Below are 17264 nucleotides of genomic sequence, written 5' to 3'. Positions count from 1 at the left end.
GGCGGATGCCCGGCCCCCGGATACCGGTTCAGCAGCAGCGGATGCACCGGGAACGGTGCGGCGTGGTGAGGTCGGGAGAGGTCCAGGTCGCCACGGCGGTGAAGTCGGCCGCCGCGAGGTCGGTTTCGGGGATCCGGATGTCAAGGTCGAGGACGTCGGTCTTGTCTTCCAGCAGAGCCACGGTGGTCATGCGACAACTCCTGTGCTAGGCACCGCGCGTACGGTTCTGGACACACGCGGTTGGCGAATTTTCGTTCGTCCAGCGCCTCGACTGTAGGCAGGGCCACATATGTTGCCCGCATGATCCGCATATGTTTGGCGCAGCCGGTCACGCGCCTATCGCGTGTGGCGTGAATTCGACCTGGAGGTCGAGCCCGAGTACCTGGGCGAGCCGCTCCAGTACCGGAATTGTCGGGAGTGGTGCCGCGCAGCGGGTGCGGGTCAGGGCTCCCCCGTATCGGGGCGAGCCCTGCCTGGCGTGTGGTCTCTCAGCGAACTGCGGTGAATGCTCCGGCCTTTACTCCGGTGACGAACGCCGACCAGGTGTCGGCTCCGACGGCCAGCATCGCGCGATGCGGGATCTTGCTGTCCCGTATCGGGACGACGCCTCCGGTGGGGAAGGCGACCTCTATGCAGGCCGACTTCGCATCACTGCGGCTGGACTTGAACCACTGCGCGTCCCTCAGATCAACTGTGTCCATAGCTCCCCGCTACTTCAGAGATCAGTCTTCTTGAATCCTGCTCATCGAGCGCCGTGCCCCAGATGCTCTTGAACGCTGCGTCGTAGCACTCGACTTCACTGGGCTTGTCCAAGTACAGGTCGCCTGTGTAGCCGTCCGCGTAGACGGTGGGAGGCTCGGCCTCGCTGCCGTCCCTGTTGAGCGGGAAACGCAGGATGCCGAACCGTCCTGACAGGACACCCAGGTGCAGTCCCGCGTTGAACGGCACCACCTTGATCGTGACATTGGGCAGATCGCCGATTTCCAACAGGTGTGCGAGTTGCCCCGCCATCACGTTGTTCCCACCAATGGGTCGTCTCAACACCGCTTCATCAAGCGCCACGTTCAGCATCGGCGGATCAGTGATCCGGCTGAGGAGCACTTGACGCGTGGTGCGGAGTTGTACGCGCTGTTCGATCTCGTGGTCACTCTCGTGTGGGAGGCCGGCATGCATGATGGTGCGTGCGTAGTCTGCGGTCTGCAACAGTCCAGGGATCAACTCGGCCTCGTACCAGGCGACTCGCGACGCCGCCTCCTCCAGCCCGATGAAGAGGTCGAACCCTTCAGGGATCACATCACCGTACGCATGCCACCATCCGCGGGCCTTGGTCTCCTTGGCGAGCCCCTTGAGTGCCTCGGTCAGTTCGGCGGGCGCACCGTAGACCTTGCACATTGTCTCCACATCATGACTCCGCAGCGACGTCTGCCCCGTCTCGATGCGCCACATCTTCGCTTCGGACCACTCGAGTTGGCTTGCCGCCGTCCGCACGGTGAGCCGTGACCGGTTGCGCAGGTCGCGCAGGTACCGCCCAAGTTGCCTGCGGGGAACGGTGGATCCGGTTGGTCCGTTGGCCATGAGCTGCCCCTCCCTGTTCCGCCGAGAAGTGCTCCCGGCCCCCGAAATGAAAGCAGCGGCGTGCTCTATTCGCAATAAGTGTCAACCTTTCGAGTTAATTTAACTCGAAGCATTCGAAGTGAAGTCTTGCAGGCGCTTGGCCTGCAACGTCATGCTGAAACGGCTCACCAAGCAAAAGGGTCCCGGGGCCGTGCCATCGGCTCCGGGCCGGCCAACCTGGAGAAAGCAGGTCGACGTGCGCAATTCTGAGATCGGGGCGGTGGTCCTGGATGCCAGGAGGGACCGCGTGGGCGAGGTTGTTGCCACATCCAACGGCCGGTTGCTGTTGCGCACTTCCGTCAACGGGCAGCAGTGGGAAGCGCTCCCCTGTGATGTCCGCCCGGCGTCCGCGAGCGACGAACTTCGGATCAAGGTCGCTGACGTCAATGACCGCAGCAGGCGGGGGCGTGGTCGGTCATGAGCGAGAACATCACCGAATCGACAGGCCCGTCCACGCCCCGACGCCCCAGCTGCGAGGAATGCTCACACATCAAGGACCAGAGGCGGCAGGCACTGGGAGCCGGTGACCGCCGAGAGGCCGACCGGCTGACGGCGGCCATGGGCGTCCACCTGCGGATGTCACACCCCTGAGCTCTTTGGCAACGCTGGTGGCGGTGTAAGCCGCGATGGCTCAGGCGTTGGGGCTTCCCGGCTCTCGAGAAGCCCCAACAGCATGGATTTCACGCGTAGTTTGGTCGCCGAAGATCAGAGTCAATGACGATGCGGCGCTCCGGTGCGATCCAATAGGTGACCCTGAAGCGTTGGCCTCCGCAATAGAACCGCAATTCCCTGAGCTTGCCGTCCAGTTGCCGGGTGTATGGCTCGCCCAAGTGGGCGCCGTATATCTCCAGCAGGTCCAGGTGCGCAAGGGCTTGTGCCCAGCGTTTGTCGCCAGCTTCGTCAGCCATGACTCGACTTCCGGCTCGAGTTCGACGGTACCCCACTTCATAGCGTCAACGCTATGGAGCGATGTTCCTCTTTGCGGCAGATACGGCAGCCGTGCAGGGCGCGATGGCGCCAAGGATGACCTGGTGATCTATACGTGGGGGCCACCCGGGCCTCGGGAGGCCCCCACATGCTCACACCGTCAGGCCACCAGCAGCGCCATGTCCCAGTCCGCGTGCGCGCGTCCGCCGTGGGCATAGGCGTCCAGGGCCAGGGCGATGCCGGCTGCCCCGTCCAGGAAGGCGGGCAGGTCCGCGCCCAGGGGTGCGTTGGTCATGGCGGTGCGGAACCCGAAGCGGTGGTCCTCGTGGAAGTGGCTCAGGGTCAGGGCCGCCAGTTCTTCCCGGGCGGTGTCGATCCGGTCGTCGTCGATGTGTTCGCCGAGCAGCCCGAGCAGATGGAGCGTGCCGCTCGAGCCATGGCAGAGCTCCGCGTCCTCCAGGCCCCAGTTGGCGATGGGGCGGTTGAGTAGCGGGAGTAGGGAGCGGTGTGTGAGGTCGTGCCAGTCCGGGCGGTTCAGGGCCAGGGCCGCCAGCTGGACGGCGCGTGCCATGCCGGGGGTGCCGTAGCACCAGGACGGACGGTGCCAGGGCAGTTCCAGCTTGTCGGGTCCGGCGGCCCAGTGTTCGAGGGTGAGGAGCGGCGGCAGGCGGACTCCGTCGCCGTCGTGCACCGCCCAGGTCTCCAGCAGGCCAACGATGTTCTCGATGGCCTCACGCTGGCCGTCGACGACGACACCGGCCCGCCAGGCCAGGGAGAGCAGAGCGAGCGGGCCGCAGATGCCATGGGCCAGAGCGAAGTTGAGGTGACCGTCCGGCAGTTCGGCTTCCTGCCCTTGCTTGGGTGCGGCCCACGTCCACCAGTGCGGGACCTGGTGGCCACGGTGGGCGATCTCACCACGTGCCATGGCAGTCAAGTAGCCCAGTATCACGCGGAGTTCGTCCGCACAGTCATCGCCGCGCGCGAGCAGATGGCGGCCGATTCCGCTCATGCCGCTGATGACGTCGAACTCGCCGTTGTGGGCGATGGGTGAGTCGGGTACGCGGGGGAGCGCCTCCCGCACCAGATCCCGGTGGTAGGAGTCCAGACGGTCGAGGGCGGAGCGATATCCGCCGGTGGCCCGATGGGCGATCAGCAGGGCGTAGGCCGCGGCGCTCGGCCCCTCGAAGGCACCCGCCGGAGCGGATGTGCCCTCGGCCACCGCCGCCAACGCTCTTTGCAGGAGGGCATGGGCGCGTGCGATGCGCTCCGAGCTCCGGTCGGTGGTGCCGCTGAAGGCGAGGGAGACACCGGGGAAGCCGCTCGCCAGGGCGAGGGCCGACCACAGGGGCTGTTGCTCGTCGTACTCGGATGCGGCACGGTCGTCGGGGAACCCGGTGTCGGCCTCGACGGACTCCGGGTCGGCGAGCTTCTCGAGGATTCGGGCCGTGGCGGCCAGCGCCTCGGAGCCATGGAGGGGAGCGGGAGCGCGCACCTCATCCTTCCTTTCGGCCATCGGCTTCAATCTGGGTATGCCTGCGGCGTCCCAGGGTTTCGCGTGCGATGCCGCGCAGGATCGCGTATCCCCTTTCCTCACGGTCCCTGTCGATGCCGAGCAGTCGGTTGTGCTGCATGTGCAGCAGCCCGAGGAGGGCGTTTCCGCCGTGCGGGAGGACCAGATCCCCGTAGGCCCGGCCTTCCGGGGCATCGGCCCAGAGTTTCAGCGCTCCGGGAGCGGCGAAGTGCTCGGCCAGGGATGTTGCCGCCCGGCCCGGCACTATGACCTTCCTGGCCACCGCCCGGTGCTGCTGGAAGGTGGCATGAGCGAGGCCCTTGGGGAACGTGCCGTCCACCCATGCGCACCAGTCCCAGTCGCCGAGCGACTCCAGCAACATCGCGTGATTGGCGGCGGCCAGGACTTCGCCGGGCAGTGTGGACCCATCGCGGGGGCGCAGGCCGAGTTGCCCGAGCACCGACCGGCTGTCGAGGTGGAAGAGGCGTTCCGCATGGGGTAGCGCCTCGGGCCCGCCATAGCGGTCGGTCTCCGGCTCATACGTTTCGAGGGTCATTCTGCGGATCACACCCGCGTCCTGCCATGCCCTGACGTGCCGGGCCAGTTCCGGCATGACGCGGGAACGCAGCGCCTCGGGGTCGCCATGGATCCGGATGCGCAGATGCGCGTCCGGGTCCTGGTAACGGATGAAGAACCACCGGTCGAGATGGGCGTCGATGTCCCGCAACAGCGGCGGAAGATGCACGCCGAGCAGTTCGTTGTGGGAGTCCTCGGTGGCGTAGAGCTTGGCGTAGAGCCAGTCCTCGCCGGGGAGGTGACGCGTGCTGGTCCTGCCGAGGGCGGGCGTCACCGGGGTGGCCGACGAGGCCGGGGGACGGTGGATGAGAGGGATCAGCACCTCGGTCGTGTGGCCCTGGGACCAGCCGAGACCACGGCCGTCGGCCGTCCGGTCCTCGATGATGGCGAAGGCGCCGCCGGTCCGGACCTCGTGACGCAGCAGGGCGCGGTGCCAGGAGTCCGTGAGGTCGATGCCGAAGCCCCGGTCCCCGCGGACGATCTGCACATGGTCCGGTACCCGGTAGTGCTCCCGCCACTGGGCCACAGCCCCGTCCCAGCCTCCCGGATCGGTGGCGGATGCGCGCAGATGACGGTCGGGTAGCCACCGCTTCGGACAGATCGTGACCTTGCCGAGGGTCACCCGGGGAAGGAAGGGGAGGTCCTGCAGTCCGTACCAGTCCCAGCCGGTCCAGACCCGGCCATGGCTGACGCCGATGTCGAACAACAGCCGGGCCACATTGGGTGCTTCCCGCTGGGGAGAGATCAGGTGGGGGATCACCGGCAGGACACGGCGTCCGGTCCGGTGGTCCGTCAGCCGCATTCCCGACGGGTCGACGCCGACCAGGAGCCGGCGCCAGTCGAGATGGCCCGGCTGGTCGGGGTCCGAGTACACCCCCACGGGGATTCGGTGCGGCAGCAGTTGGGGTACCCGGAGTGGATTGAGCGCACGGGTGGTGCGCGGACGGAAGACGACCTGTGCGGGCAGAGTGCGCCCATCGTCGAGTTGGCCCAGGAGTCGTGCGAGTTCGTCGGTGGTATTGGTGAGCTCTGCGAACCTTCCGGCTGTCGCGCCAGCGGTCCAGGATCCCTGATGCGAGCTCTTGACCAGTGCGAACTCCCCTCGATCCAGAGCGGAGGTGCTGTCGGCCAGCAGTTGGAAACAGAGTTCCAGTGATTGCGGTGCTGCTGTGGCCCGCTCCGCCTCCGAAAGCTCATCCACTGCCAGGAGGCTCAACACCTCGTCATCGAGGGCGATATGGTCGCTACCTCCGGCCAGAGCCTCTTGCATCAGCTCGGAGACCAGCTGCCGCCGCGCCTGGGTGGCACCGTCCCCGAAGTCGGGCGGAGGTGGATCGTCCGTCTCGGTGCGACTGCGGTAGACGTCGGGAAAACCCAGGCCACGGTGTGGATCGACCAGCTCGCCGAGCGGCACCTGAGCCCCCGCACCGTACCGTTCGATGAACTCATCGCAGTACTCCCGCATATGGGGCAAGGACACCCGCTCATGCGAAATGGTCCACATCGCGGAGGCATAACGCCGGGCTTCCTCGATGACCGCCGGAGGTATCCGTATATCCGCGTCCGTATGCAGATCGACCTGAATGGGCGGGGCTCCGTTGTGGTCGGTGGGGCCGATGGCCCGAAGAGCGTTGCGCCATGCCTCATGGCCCGCACCGGGCGGTGTCCGTTCATAGGCGTGGATGGCGTTCTGAATCCCGTGCAGCTCCTGGACTGCTGTCGGAGCCGACTCAACGGCAGCCTCGACGCGAGCCAAAGTCCGGCCGTCAAAGTCGGGTTGATCGAGCGAGCTAAGGAGGAATCCGTGCCGGAGCAACTGCGCCAGAGCACCATCGATGCGCTCGCCCGGCGCGTCGGGGAAGGTGGCGACCGCCTTTTCCAACAGCTGGCCGTACGGCATCGGGGCGGCGGCGGCCTCGCATGCCCAGGCCACCAGGGCGGTGTGGCGCACGGAGATCTCACTATGCGCGGTCGGCAGCAATAGCCGTACGCCACGGATGTAACAGAGGTCGCTGACAACGACGTTGACCCGACTTCGGACCTCGGGATCCTCCAGCCACTGGCGGATGCGGTCGTCCAGCCAAGCTCCGTCGAGGCGGACCGCCTTCCGGCCCGGCCCTCGGAGTTCGACGCGGGAGGTTGCGTCGACTTGTGCGGTGGTCACTCCTGCGAAGAGCCCGAACGGGGTGGGCCTGCCGCGGTGTCGCAGCGCATAACGGGTGAGAGACAGGGCGGTCCCGGTCAGCTGCTTAATGCTGGGATCGGTGCCGGAATCGAGCCGGTCGATGCTGTTGGCGAGGCTGCTGCTGGCGACCTGTACCGCTTCGCGCAGCAGTGGGTCGGAGGCGAGCGTGCGGATGTACGCAGCGGAGCCCGCGGCCTCGGTGGAAACGTGCCGGGTGCGTGGTGCCCCGGCCATGCGGACATACACCGGCCCGGCGGATTCGTAGTGGTCGTACTGCAAACCGTTTCCCCTTGTGATCGGCCTCCATGGCCGGAAATAAGCCCGGGGGCGGCAGACGGCCGCCCCCGGGCTTCGGTATGACTGCCTGTCAGTAGCAGTTCTCGCAGCGAGAAATGTGGTTCCAGCTCAAACACGTTTCGCTGCGGCCGGCGTGCTGGGTCTTGGTGAAGTCGGTTTCCGGGACCGTGACATCGAGGTCCAGATCGGTGATGTCCAGCGAGTTCGGGATCGGCATAGGAAGGGCTCCTGCACTAGTGATCGCGTGCGCAATTCACTGAGCACGCGAATGGCGGAAATTCGTTCGACGAGCTGGCTGTGACTGTAGGTCTGGGCGTGGCCTTGCTCAAGGGTTGATGTCTCGGCCTTGGTTCGCGCGAAAAAACGCTCATGGCGGAGCGAACTCGCTCCGATATTCCTGATCTCCGCTTTATCGGGATGACTGCCTGAATGGGCGACTTCTGAAGCCCGTTCCCGTGCGGACGGTGATCATGGAATGACGCATGGTTCGTGTTGCATGGGCGAGTGCGCCACTGCTTCGGTCGGGCGCCCCAGGCGTGCTGCTCCGCCGCTTGATGAAGAACTGCTCAGTATGTCAAGTGAGTTAGTGATTTGCGGCGCGGTCCGCTCGGCCCGTACGAGTGCGGACGGGATCTTCCTGCCTTGGGGCATCAGCAACGCCATGTCCCACCTGCCGTGCCCCGCCACTCCCTCATACGGGCGGTTTCTCCCCCGGATCGGGCACGGACAGCCGTCAGGAAAGTGCACACAGTCACCAAACGCCCGATATTTGGCTCTACACAACACTTGGCCAGCTTTGAGGAGGGACTCCATGCGGGGAGGCATGCGCGCCAGGGCCGGATGGGCAGCCGGTGCGGTCGCGCTCGCCATGGCGGCGGCGGGGTGCGGGGGCGGGGGCGGGCCGGGAGTCGGGGTGGTGCGGGCCTCGTGGGGGGATCCGCAGAATCCGCTGGAGCCGGCGAACACCAATGAGGTCCAGGGCGGCAAGGTCCTGGACCTGGTCTTCCGGGGGCTCAAGCGCTATGACCCGAAGACCGGGGCGGCCGAGAACATGCTCGCGGAGAAGATCGACACCGCCGATTCGCAGAACTTCACGATCACCGTCAAGGACGGCTGGGCGTTCAGCAACGGGGAGAAGGTGACCGCCAAGTCCTTTGTGGACGCCTGGAATTATGGCGCGCTCATCGACAACAAGCAGAAGAACGCCTCGTTCTTCGAGTACATCGACGGCTATGACAAGGTCCACCCGGCCTCCGGGAACGCGAGTGCCAAGACGCTGTCCGGGCTGGCCGTGCAGGATGACCGGACCTTCACCGTCAAGCTGCGCACTAAGTTCTCCACCTGGCCGGACACCCTTGGCTATGTCGCCTATGCGCCGCTGCCCAGGGCCTTCTTCGACGATCATGCGGGGTGGCTCAAGAAGCCCATCGGCAACGGCCCTTATCTCATCGACTCCTATGCGAAGGGCTCGGCGATGAGGTTCAGCCGGTGGGAGGGGTACACCGGGCCGGACAAGGCCGTCAACAACGGGGTGGAGCTGCGGGTCTACACCGACAACAACACCGCGTACACGGATCTGCAGGCCGGGAACATCGACCTCGTCGACGACATTCCCAGCGCACAGCTGAAGAACGTCAAGAACGACCTCGACGGCCGGTACATCAACCAGCCGGCCGGGATCATCCAGACCCTTGACTTCCCGATGTACGACCCGAGTTGGGCAAAGCCCGGCCTGGAGAAGGTCCGCAAGGGGCTCTCGATGGCGATCGACCGGGAGCAGATCACCGGCCAGCTCTACCGGAAGACCCGCACCCCGGCCACCGACTGGACCTCACCGGTCCTCGGGGAGAAGGGCGGCTACCAGGCCGGATTGTGCGGGGGCGCCTGCTCGTACAACCCCAGGGAGGCCAAGCGGCTGATCCGGGAGGGGGGCGGGCTGCCGGGCGGCCGGGTCACCGTCACCTCCAATGTGGACACCGGCTCGCACCGGGTGTGGATGGACGCGGTCTGCAACAGCATCAACAACGCACTGGGCGACGACCGGGCGTGCACGGTCAACCCGGTCGGCACCTTCGCGGACTTCCGCAACCAGATCTCGCAGGGGCAGGTGACGGGCATGTTCCGCTCCGGCTGGCAGATGGACTATCCACTGATCCAGAACTTCCTGCAGCCGCTCTACTACACCAACGCCTCCTCCAATTACGGGAAGTTCAGCAATCGGGACTTCGACCGGCTGGTGGACGAGGCGAATGCCGAGTCGGACACGGGCAAGGCCGTCGGTACATTCCGGGACGCGGAGAAGATCCTCGCCCGGCAGATGCCCGCCATTCCGCTCTGGTACCAGAACGGCAGCGCCGGATATTCCGAGAACCTGTCGAATGTGATGCTCAATCCCTTCAGCGTGCCGGTCTACGAAAGGATCACGGTCAAGTGATCCGCTATGTGATCCGGCGGCTGCTCCAGATGATCCCGGTGTTCATCGGCAGCACGTTCCTGATTTTCTTCATGGTCTATGCGCTGGGCGATCCGGTGGCCGCGCTCTTCGGCGACAAGGCGCCCGACCCCGCCACGGCCGCGCGCATCCGCAAGGATCTCTATCTCGATGAGCCGCTGTGGAAGCAGTACGGGCACTACATGGGCCAGGTGTTCTCCGGGGACTTCGGCACCGCCTTCAACGGGCAGTCCGTCACCGAACTGATGGGGAACGCCTTTCCCATCACCCTGCGGCTGACGATCGTCGCCATCGTCTTCGAGATCGTCATCGGCATCGCGCTGGGCGTCCTCAGCGGACTGCGCCGCGGGCGCGCGGTGGACACCACCGTGCTGCTGCTCACGCTGGTGGTGGTGTCGGTGCCCACCTTTGTCAGCGGCTATGTGCTCCAGTACCTGGTCGGTGTGCAGTGGGCGCTGGCCACCCCCTCGGTGTCGCCCTATGCCACCTTCGGTGAACTGCTGCTGCCGGGCGTGGTGCTGGCACTGACCTCGCTGGCGTATGTGACCCGGCTGACCCGCACCTCGCTCGCCGAGAACGCCCGCGCGGACTATGTCCGTACGGCCGTCGCCAAGGGGCTGCCACGGCACCGGGTGGTCATCCGGCATCTGCTGCGCAACTCGCTGATCCCGGTGGTGACCTTCATCGGTGCCGACATCGGCGCGCTGATGGGCGGGGCGATCGTCACCGAGCGGATCTTCAACATCCATGGCGTCGGCTATCAGCTCTACCAGGGCATCCTGCGCCAGAACTCACCGACCGTGGTGGGCTTTGTGACCATCCTGGTCATCGTCTTCCTGGTGGCCAACCTGCTCGTCGACCTCCTTTACGCCGTGCTCGACCCGAGGATTCGCTATGCCTGAGCCCGATCCCCAGGACGCCGAAGACGTCATCCGCCCCGGCTCCGGAGGGGCGATGAGCCTGGCCGCCGGCGAGGCCGAGACGCTCGAGGACGGCCCGGTCCCCGGCAGCGCGGGCAGCGCCAAGGCCCGCAGCCTCTGGTCGGACGCCTGGCACGATCTGCGGCGCAACCCGGTCTTCGTGGTCTCCGCACTGGTGATCGTCTTCCTGCTGCTGATCGCCGTCTGGCCCGGTCTCATCGCGAGCGGCAACCCGCTGCGGTGCGATCTGGTCAAGGCACAGGAGGGTTCCCAGCCGGGCCACCCCTTCGGCTATGACGCCCAGGGCTGCGATGTCTACACCCGTACGGTCTACGGGGCGCGGGCCTCGATCACCGTAGGGGTGTGCGCCACGGCCGGAGCCGCGTTGCTGGGCAGTGTGCTGGGCGGGCTGGCCGGGTTCTACGGGGGCTGGTGGGACGCGCTGCTGTCCCGGCTGGCCGATGTCTTCTTCGGCATCCCGATCGTCCTCGGCGGGCTGGTCTTCCTGTCGGTGGTGACCGGCGGGTCCGTCTGGCCGGTGGTCGGCTTTATCGTGCTGCTCGGCTGGCCGCAGATCTCCCGCATCGCCCGCGGCTCGGTGGTCGCCGCCAAACAGCACGACTATGTCCAGGCGGCCCGGGCGCTCGGGGCGAGCGACCGCCGGATGCTGCTGCGGCACATCGCGCCCAATGCGGTGGCACCGGTCATTGTGGTGGCGACCATCGCCCTCGGTACCTATATCGCGCTGGAGGCGACGCTCTCCTTCATCGGGGTCGGACTGAGACCGCCCACGGTGTCCTGGGGGATCGACATCTCCAACGCCTCCACCCTGATCCGCAATTCACCGCACATGCTGCTGTGGCCGGCGGGCGCGCTGAGCATCACGGTGCTGGCGTTCATCATGCTCGGCGACGCGGTGCGCGACGCCCTGGACCCCAAGTCGCGCTGAGGAGCCCGGAGATGGAAACACTGCTGGACGTGCGCGACCTGCGGGTGGAGTTCCGCACCCGCGACGGTGTGGCCAAGGCCGTCAATGGGGTGAGCTATGCGGTGCATGCCGGGGAGACCCTCGCCGTGCTGGGCGAGTCCGGGTCCGGGAAGTCGGTGGCCGCGCAGGCGGTGATGGGGATCCTGGACTCGCCGCCCGGCTTTGTCACCGGCGGCCAGGTGTTCTTCCGTGGGCAGGATCTGCTGGCCATGAGCGAGGAGCGCCGGCGGCGGCTGCGCGGGGCCAAGCTGGCCATGATCTTCCAGGATGCGCTGTCCTCGCTGAACCCGGTGCTGACCGTGGGCGCGCAGCTGGGCGAGATGTATGAGGTCCACCAGGGGATGACCCGTAAGGACGCCCGGGCGCGGGCGGTCCAGCTGATGGACCGGGTGCGCATCCCGGCCGCCAAGGAGCGGGTGCGGGACTATCCGCACCAGTTCTCGGGCGGCATGCGCCAGCGCATCATGATCGCCATGGCGCTGGCCCTGGAGCCGGACCTGATCATCGCGGACGAGCCGACCACCGCACTGGATGTGACGGTGCAGGCCCAAGTGATGGATCTGCTGGCCGAGTTGCAACGTGAATACCAGATGGGACTGATCCTGATCACTCATGACCTGGGGGTGGTCGCGGATGTCGCCGACCGGATCGCGGTGATGTACGCCGGGCGGATCGTGGAGACCGCGTCCGTCCGTGAGCTGTATGCCGCACCCGCGCACCCCTACACCCGGGGGCTGCTGGACTCCATCCCGCGCCTGGACCAGAAGGGCCGCGAGCTCTATGCGATCAAGGGCCTGCCGCCCAACCTGACGGACATTCCGCCCGGTTGCCCCTTCAATCCCCGCTGCCCCCGGGCCCAGGGCATCTGCCGAACCGACCGGCCGCCGCTCTTCCCGGTGGCCCCCGGCCGGGCCAGCGCCTGCCACTTCTGGAAGGACACCCTCGATGCGAGCTGACGGCGAGCCGATCCTCGAGGTGCGCGACCTGGTCAAGCACTATCCGCTCACCCGGGGCATCCTCTTCAAGAAGCAGATCGGCGCGGTCCGGGCCGTCGACGGGGTCTCCTTCGACCTCTGCCAGGGCGAGACGCTGGGCATCGTGGGCGAGTCCGGCTGCGGCAAGTCCACCGTCGCCAGGCTTCTCGTCCATCTGGAACGGCCGACGGCCGGGCGGATCCGCTACCGGGGCGAGGACATCAGCGGGCTGTCCGGGCGGGCGCTGAAGGCCGTCCGCCGCAATATCCAGATGGTGTTCCAGGACCCCTACACCTCGCTCAACCCCCGGATGACGGTGGGCGACATCATCGGCGAACCCTATGAGATCCACCCCGAGGTGGCCCCCAAGGGCGACCGCCGCAGGCGAGTCCAGGAGCTGTTGGACGTCGTCGGCCTCAGCCCGGAACACATCAACCGCTATCCGCACCAGTTCTCCGGCGGCCAGCGGCAGCGCATCGGCATCGCCCGGGGGCTCGCGCTGCGCCCCGAGGTGATCGTCGCCGATGAGCCGGTCTCCGCTCTGGACGTCTCCGTACAGGCGCAGGTGGTCAATCTGCTGGACCGGCTCCAGGACGAGTTCGGGCTGTCGTATGTCTTTATCGCGCACGACCTGTCCGTGGTGCGGCACATCTCCGACCGGGTCGCGGTGATGTATCTGGGGCGGCTGGCGGAGATGGGGACCGATGCGCAGATCTATGACCACCCGACGCACCCCTATACCCAGGCCCTGCTGTCGGCGGTCCCGGTGCCGGACCCGACGGCGCGGGAGCGGCGCGGGAGGATCCTGCTGACCGGGGAGGTGCCCTCGCCCGCACACCCGCCGTCGGGCTGCCGCTTTCGCACCCGGTGCTGGAAGGCGCGGGAGAAGTGTGCGCTGGTGGTGCCGCCGCTGGAGGTGCCGGAGTGGTTCCGGGAGGGCGGGGGGCCCGCGGCGCATGGGTCGGCGTGTCACTTCGCGGCGGAGCGGGGTGCCGTTCCGGCGGAGGGAGGTGCCGTTCCGGCGGAGGGGGACGAGGCGGGGTGAGCGGGCGCGTCCACACCCATCGAATGTGCCGGGATATTGACGGAGTTGGCGATTTGCAACGATTGGTGTCCGATTCGGACTGGAAGTCGTCAACCGGACGTCAACGTTAACCTCGAATGGATTTGATAAAGCCACAAGAGTGCTTCCAAGTCCCCACGCACATATAGGTTTTGAGGTGGCGCACCCAGTGCGCCCCCCTTCAAGAGGAGCCGCGTTTTGTCGGGCTTCCTCGGCCAGGGTGTCCCGGCAGGGGCCCCTCCGGCGCAGCCACCGGTCTTTGGCTGCACTCCGAGAAGGGGGGCGCCCGTGGGGTGCCACCGGAAGATCCGCCCGTCGATCTGGAAGCGCGCCGCGCAGAAGGTGAGGGGGTGGTTCAAGCGCCGGTGACCAGCGGCTCTCAGCAAGAGTGAGAGCCCCTGGTAAACCCGGCTCGTTCCGGTTGGCCCTCGTCGTGGATAACCGGTCCACGGCGGGGGCCGCTTTTGCTGCAACTCGAGTTGTGCGGTTACCACCGTACCGGCTCGGACCGGCGAGATCGAGCCCATGAGTCAATGAGGTGATCCGGCACCCGGCGCGGGGAACCTCAGTTCCGCGCTGCGGCGGTGCGTTCGGCCGCGCCGCGGCGCGGCGACGGCCTGCGGCACATAGCGGGCGCACCCCGGCGGTCGGTTGGGGTGCGCTCCGGGTCAGCCGGACAGCGCCGGGTCCAGGACGATCTCCGTGTGTCGTTCCACCGTTGGTGGTTCGGGGAAGTGACAGGCCGACAGGTGTCCGTCCGCGCTGCCGTCCGCGCGGATCAGGGGTGGCTCCTCGGTGGCGCACAGGTCCCGTGCCTTCCAGCAGCGGGTGCGGAAGCGGCAGCCGGACGGCGGGTGGATGGGGGAGGGGACGTCGCCGGCCAGGCGGATGCGTTCACGGGGGGCTTCGCCGTCCTCGCTGAGGTCCGAGGCCTCGGGGACGGCGGACAGCAGGGCATGGGTGTAAGGGTGGCGGGGGCGGTGGTAGATGTCGTCGCGGTCGCCCACCTCGACGATCTTGCCCAGGTACATCACGGCGACGCGTTGCGAGAAGTGCCGTACCACGGCCAGGTCGTGGGCGATGAAGAGGAAGGCGATGTTCAGCTCGCGCTGCAACCGCTGGAGCAGGTTGACCACTTGGGCCTGGATGGAGACGTCCAGGGCCGAGACCGGCTCATCGGCGATGATGATCTTGGGCTCCAGGGCCAGCGCCCGGGCGACGCCAATGCGCTGGCGCTGGCCGCCGGAGAACTCGTGCGGGAAGCGGTTGAAGTGCTCGGGGCTGAGGCCGACGGTTTCCAGGAGTTCGCGGACGCGCGCCTCACGGCCGCCCGGCGGATCGATCCGGTTGATCTCCATGGGGCCCGCGATGATCCGGCCCACGGTCTGACGGGGGTTCAGGGACGAGTAGGGATCCTGGAAGATCATCTGGATCTCGGAGCGGATGGGGGCCAGCTGTCTGCGGCTCGCGTGGGAGATGTCCTCGCCCCGATAGACGATGCGGCCCGCGGTGGGTTCCAGGAGGCGGGTGAGCAGCCGGCCCGTGGTGGACTTGCCACAGCCGGACTCGCCGACCAGGCCGAAGCTCTCGCCCGCCCGTACCGCCAGGTCGATGCCGTCCACGGCCTGTACCGCGCCGACGGTGCGCTTGACGGGGAAGCCGCCTCGGATGGGGAAGTGCTTGGTCAGGCCCTCGGCGACGAGGATGTCAGGATGCTCGGTCATGCTCTCTCCTCAGCCCAGCCGGGGCTTGATCTGCTCGGTGAAGATGCTGCGTTGCTGCTCCGCGGTCAGATGGCAGGCGGCACCCCGGCCGGGGGGCAGCCCCGGGCGGTCGGTGGCGCACCGGTCCCCGCCGACCGTCTCCGGGAAGCCGCAGCGCGGGTGGAAGGGGCAGCCGGGCGGGGGCGAGAGCAGGCTGGGCGGGGACCCCGGGATGGGGGTGAGCGGTTCCTCGACATCGGAGGTGAGGCGGGGCATGGAGCCCAGCAGGCCCCAGGTGTAGGGGTGTTGGGGCTGTTGGAGCACCTCGCGCACGGTGCCGCGTTCAACGGCCCGGCCCGCGTACATCACCAGCAGTTCGTCCACCGTGTTGGCGACCACGCCCAGGTCGTGGGTGATCAGGATGATCGCGGAACCGGTCTGCTGCTGGAGCTCCTTGAGTAGATCGAGGATCTGGGCCTGCACGGTGACATCGAGCGCGGTGGTGGGTTCGTCGGCGATCAGCAGCTCGGGGTCGCAGACCAGCGCCATGGCGATCATCGCGCGCTGGCGCATGCCGCCGGAGAACTGGTGCGGGTAATCGTCCACCCGCAGCGAGGCGTTGGGGATGCCGACCTTCTCCAGCATCTCGATGGCGCGCAGCCGGGCGTCGCGTTTGGACGCACCGGTGTGCTTGCGGTACGGCTCGGCGATCTGGCGGCCGACGGTGTAGTAGGGGGAGAGCGCGGTGAGCGAGTCCTGGAAGATCATGGCCATCTTGTTGCCGCGCAGCTTCTCCAGGGTGGACTCGGCGGCGCCGGTCAACTCCTGTCCGTCCAGCAGGATTTCCCCGCCCACCACGGTGTTGCGCGGGTCGTGCAGCCCGAGCACGGTGAGGTTGGTGACGGACTTGCCGGAGCCGGACTCGCCGACGATGCCGAGCGTACGGCCGCGCTCCAGGTCGAAGGAGAGGCCGTCGACGGCCTTGACGATGCCGTCCTCGGTGCTGAACCGGACGTGCAGGTCTCGCACGGAGAGGAAGGCCGAGGGAAGATCGGTCACGGTGGTGAACTCCTAGGCGAGCCGCACGCGCGGGTCGATGAAGGCATAGGCGGCGTCGACGATGATGTTGGCGATGACGATCGCGGTGCAGCCGACCAGCATCACCGCCAGCATGGTCGGCAGATCGGTCTCGCCGACCGAGTCCACGGCGAGCCGGCCCAGGCCGTGCAGGCTAAAGGTGAACTCGGTGATGATGGCGCCGCCGAAGAGCGAGCCCAGGTCGATGCCGAAGATGGTGACGATCGGCGCCAGGGCGCCCCGCCAGGCGTAGCGGAAGAAGACCGTCCGGCGGCTGAGCCCCTTGGCGCGGGCGGTGCGCACATGGTCCTCGGAGAGCTGCTCGATCATCTGGGAGCGGGTCATCCGGCTGTAGTTGGCGATGAAGATGATGGAGAGCACCAGCCAGGGGATGATCATCCCGGTGAACCACTTCCAGGGATCGTCGGTGATCGGGTAGTAGGCGGGGTTGTCCAGCCAGTTCAGTCCGGTGACAAAGACGGCCAGCGCGATGATCCCGACGAAGTAGATCTGCAGTGAATTGCCGATCAGCGACAGCGAGCTGAAGAACTTGTCGATCCAGGTGCCCCGGAAGGCCGCGGCGATCATGCCGATGCCCACCCCCACGATCAGGAAGACCGCCGCCCCGCCGATCGTGATCGACAGGGTGGTGGGGAAGCGGTCGGTGATGGTGCCCCAGACCGGCTGCTGGTTGGAGAAGGAGTAGCCGAAACAGGGGGCCGGGCAGTGGCCGACCGACAGGTCGCGGCCGGTGAAGATGCCCACCATGTAGTGCCAGTACTGGACCGGTACCGGATCGTCCAGGCCCAGGTTCTGGTGGATCACCGCCAGGGCGTCGGGGGTGCAGTTCTTGCCGCAGGACAGCCGGGCCGGATCGGTGGGCAGCGCGAAGAACAGGAAGAAGGTGATGGCGCTGATCAGCAGGATGATGACAAGCGCGCCCAGGGAGCGGCGGAGGAGGAATCTCAGCATGGCTGC

Annotated in this window: 16 protein-coding genes; 6 read left to right on the top strand and 10 right to left on the bottom strand. The window is 67.1% G+C overall.

All coding sequences use genetic code 11. The annotated features are described in order from the left end of the window. Window positions 1–28: 28 nt before the first annotated feature. The 3 genes from ABCR83_RS05815 to ABCR83_RS05805 form a co-directional block, all read right to left on the bottom strand. Entirely contained in the window at window positions 29–190 is a 162-nt protein-coding gene (locus tag ABCR83_RS05815) for a hypothetical protein (RefSeq protein WP_462693708.1), read from the bottom strand. Window positions 191–488: 298 nt separating this feature from the next. Then, complete coding sequence (locus ABCR83_RS05810; RefSeq protein WP_462693707.1) at window positions 489–701, bottom strand: DUF397 domain-containing protein; 213 nt, start codon at window positions 699–701, stop codon at window positions 489–491. Next, a complete protein-coding gene (locus ABCR83_RS05805; protein WP_462693706.1) occupies window positions 688–1575 on the bottom strand; it encodes a helix-turn-helix domain-containing protein in 888 nt (295 codons plus the stop codon). Before ABCR83_RS05805 ends, ABCR83_RS05810 begins: the two co-directional genes overlap by 14 nt. A 456-nt stretch (window positions 1576–2031) precedes the next feature. On the opposite strand from ABCR83_RS05805, the gene ABCR83_RS05800 reads away from it, so the two are divergent. After that, on the top strand, window positions 2032–2205 hold the full coding sequence (locus ABCR83_RS05800; RefSeq protein ID WP_462693705.1) for a hypothetical protein: 174 nt from the start codon (window positions 2032–2034) through the stop codon (window positions 2203–2205). Between the two features lie 89 nt (window positions 2206–2294). Here ABCR83_RS05800 and ABCR83_RS05795 read toward each other — a convergent pair whose 3' ends face one another. From ABCR83_RS05795 to ABCR83_RS05780, 4 genes are all read right to left on the bottom strand, one after another. Beyond that, window positions 2295–2522, bottom strand: a complete 228-nt coding sequence (locus ABCR83_RS05795) for a type II toxin-antitoxin system RelE/ParE family toxin (protein ID WP_462693704.1) — start codon at window positions 2520–2522, stop codon at window positions 2295–2297. A 179-nt stretch (window positions 2523–2701) separates the two neighbouring features. Next, window positions 2702–4054 carry a lanthionine synthetase C family protein gene (locus ABCR83_RS05790; RefSeq protein ID WP_462693703.1) on the bottom strand — a complete coding sequence of 451 codons (1353 nt, stop codon included), beginning with the start codon at window positions 4052–4054 and terminating at the stop codon, window positions 2702–2704. Further along, window positions 4035–7091 carry a lantibiotic dehydratase gene (locus ABCR83_RS05785; RefSeq protein WP_462693702.1) on the bottom strand — a complete coding sequence of 1019 codons (3057 nt, stop codon included), beginning with the start codon at window positions 7089–7091 and terminating at the stop codon, window positions 4035–4037. Before ABCR83_RS05785 ends, ABCR83_RS05790 begins: the two co-directional genes overlap by 20 nt. 88 nt (window positions 7092–7179) lie before the next feature. Next, window positions 7180–7326 (bottom strand): hypothetical protein, encoded by a 147-nt coding sequence (locus ABCR83_RS05780; RefSeq protein ID WP_462693701.1) that lies wholly within the window; start codon window positions 7324–7326, stop codon window positions 7180–7182. A gap of 594 nt (window positions 7327–7920) precedes the next feature. Here ABCR83_RS05780 and ABCR83_RS05775 point away from each other — a divergent pair. From ABCR83_RS05775 to ABCR83_RS05755, 5 genes are read left to right on the top strand one after another with little or no spacing between them, the layout of a single operon-like run. After that, the gene (locus ABCR83_RS05775) at window positions 7921–9543 is read left to right on the top strand and encodes a peptide ABC transporter substrate-binding protein (RefSeq protein WP_462693700.1); all 1623 of its coding nucleotides are present in this window, start codon (window positions 7921–7923) and stop codon (window positions 9541–9543) included. Further along, entirely contained in the window at window positions 9540–10463 is a 924-nt protein-coding gene (locus ABCR83_RS05770; protein WP_462693699.1) for an ABC transporter permease, read from the top strand. Before ABCR83_RS05775 ends, ABCR83_RS05770 begins: the two co-directional genes overlap by 4 nt. After that, window positions 10456–11430 (top strand): ABC transporter permease, encoded by a 975-nt coding sequence (locus ABCR83_RS05765; RefSeq protein WP_462693698.1) that lies wholly within the window; start codon window positions 10456–10458, stop codon window positions 11428–11430. The genes ABCR83_RS05770 and ABCR83_RS05765 overlap by 8 nt, the downstream gene beginning before the upstream one ends. A gap of 11 nt (window positions 11431–11441) precedes the next feature. Continuing rightward, the gene (locus ABCR83_RS05760) at window positions 11442–12425 is read left to right on the top strand and encodes an ABC transporter ATP-binding protein (RefSeq protein WP_462693697.1); all 984 of its coding nucleotides are present in this window, start codon (window positions 11442–11444) and stop codon (window positions 12423–12425) included. After that, the gene (locus ABCR83_RS05755) at window positions 12415–13488 is read left to right on the top strand and encodes an ABC transporter ATP-binding protein (RefSeq protein WP_462693696.1); all 1074 of its coding nucleotides are present in this window, start codon (window positions 12415–12417) and stop codon (window positions 13486–13488) included. Before ABCR83_RS05760 ends, ABCR83_RS05755 begins: the two co-directional genes overlap by 11 nt. Window positions 13489–14174: 686 nt before the next feature. Here the strand turns inward: ABCR83_RS05755 and ABCR83_RS05750 are convergent. The 3 genes from ABCR83_RS05750 to ABCR83_RS05740 are packed head-to-tail and all read right to left on the bottom strand — an operon-like array spanning window position 14175 to window position 17258. Beyond that, window positions 14175–15230, bottom strand: a complete 1056-nt coding sequence (locus ABCR83_RS05750; RefSeq protein WP_462693695.1) for an ABC transporter ATP-binding protein — start codon at window positions 15228–15230, stop codon at window positions 14175–14177. A gap of 9 nt (window positions 15231–15239) precedes the next feature. Further along, on the bottom strand, window positions 15240–16268 hold the full coding sequence (locus tag ABCR83_RS05745) for an ABC transporter ATP-binding protein (protein WP_462693694.1): 1029 nt from the start codon (window positions 16266–16268) through the stop codon (window positions 15240–15242). Window positions 16269–16280: 12 nt separating this feature from the next. Further along, entirely contained in the window at window positions 16281–17258 is a 978-nt protein-coding gene (locus ABCR83_RS05740; protein WP_462693693.1) for an ABC transporter permease, read from the bottom strand. Between the last annotated feature and the right edge of the window lie 6 nt (window positions 17259–17264).

The organism is Streptomyces xingningensis (assembly GCF_054957865.1).
Note: the sequence above shows the minus strand (reverse complement) of the source record. Positions and strands in the feature narration are given on the sequence as shown.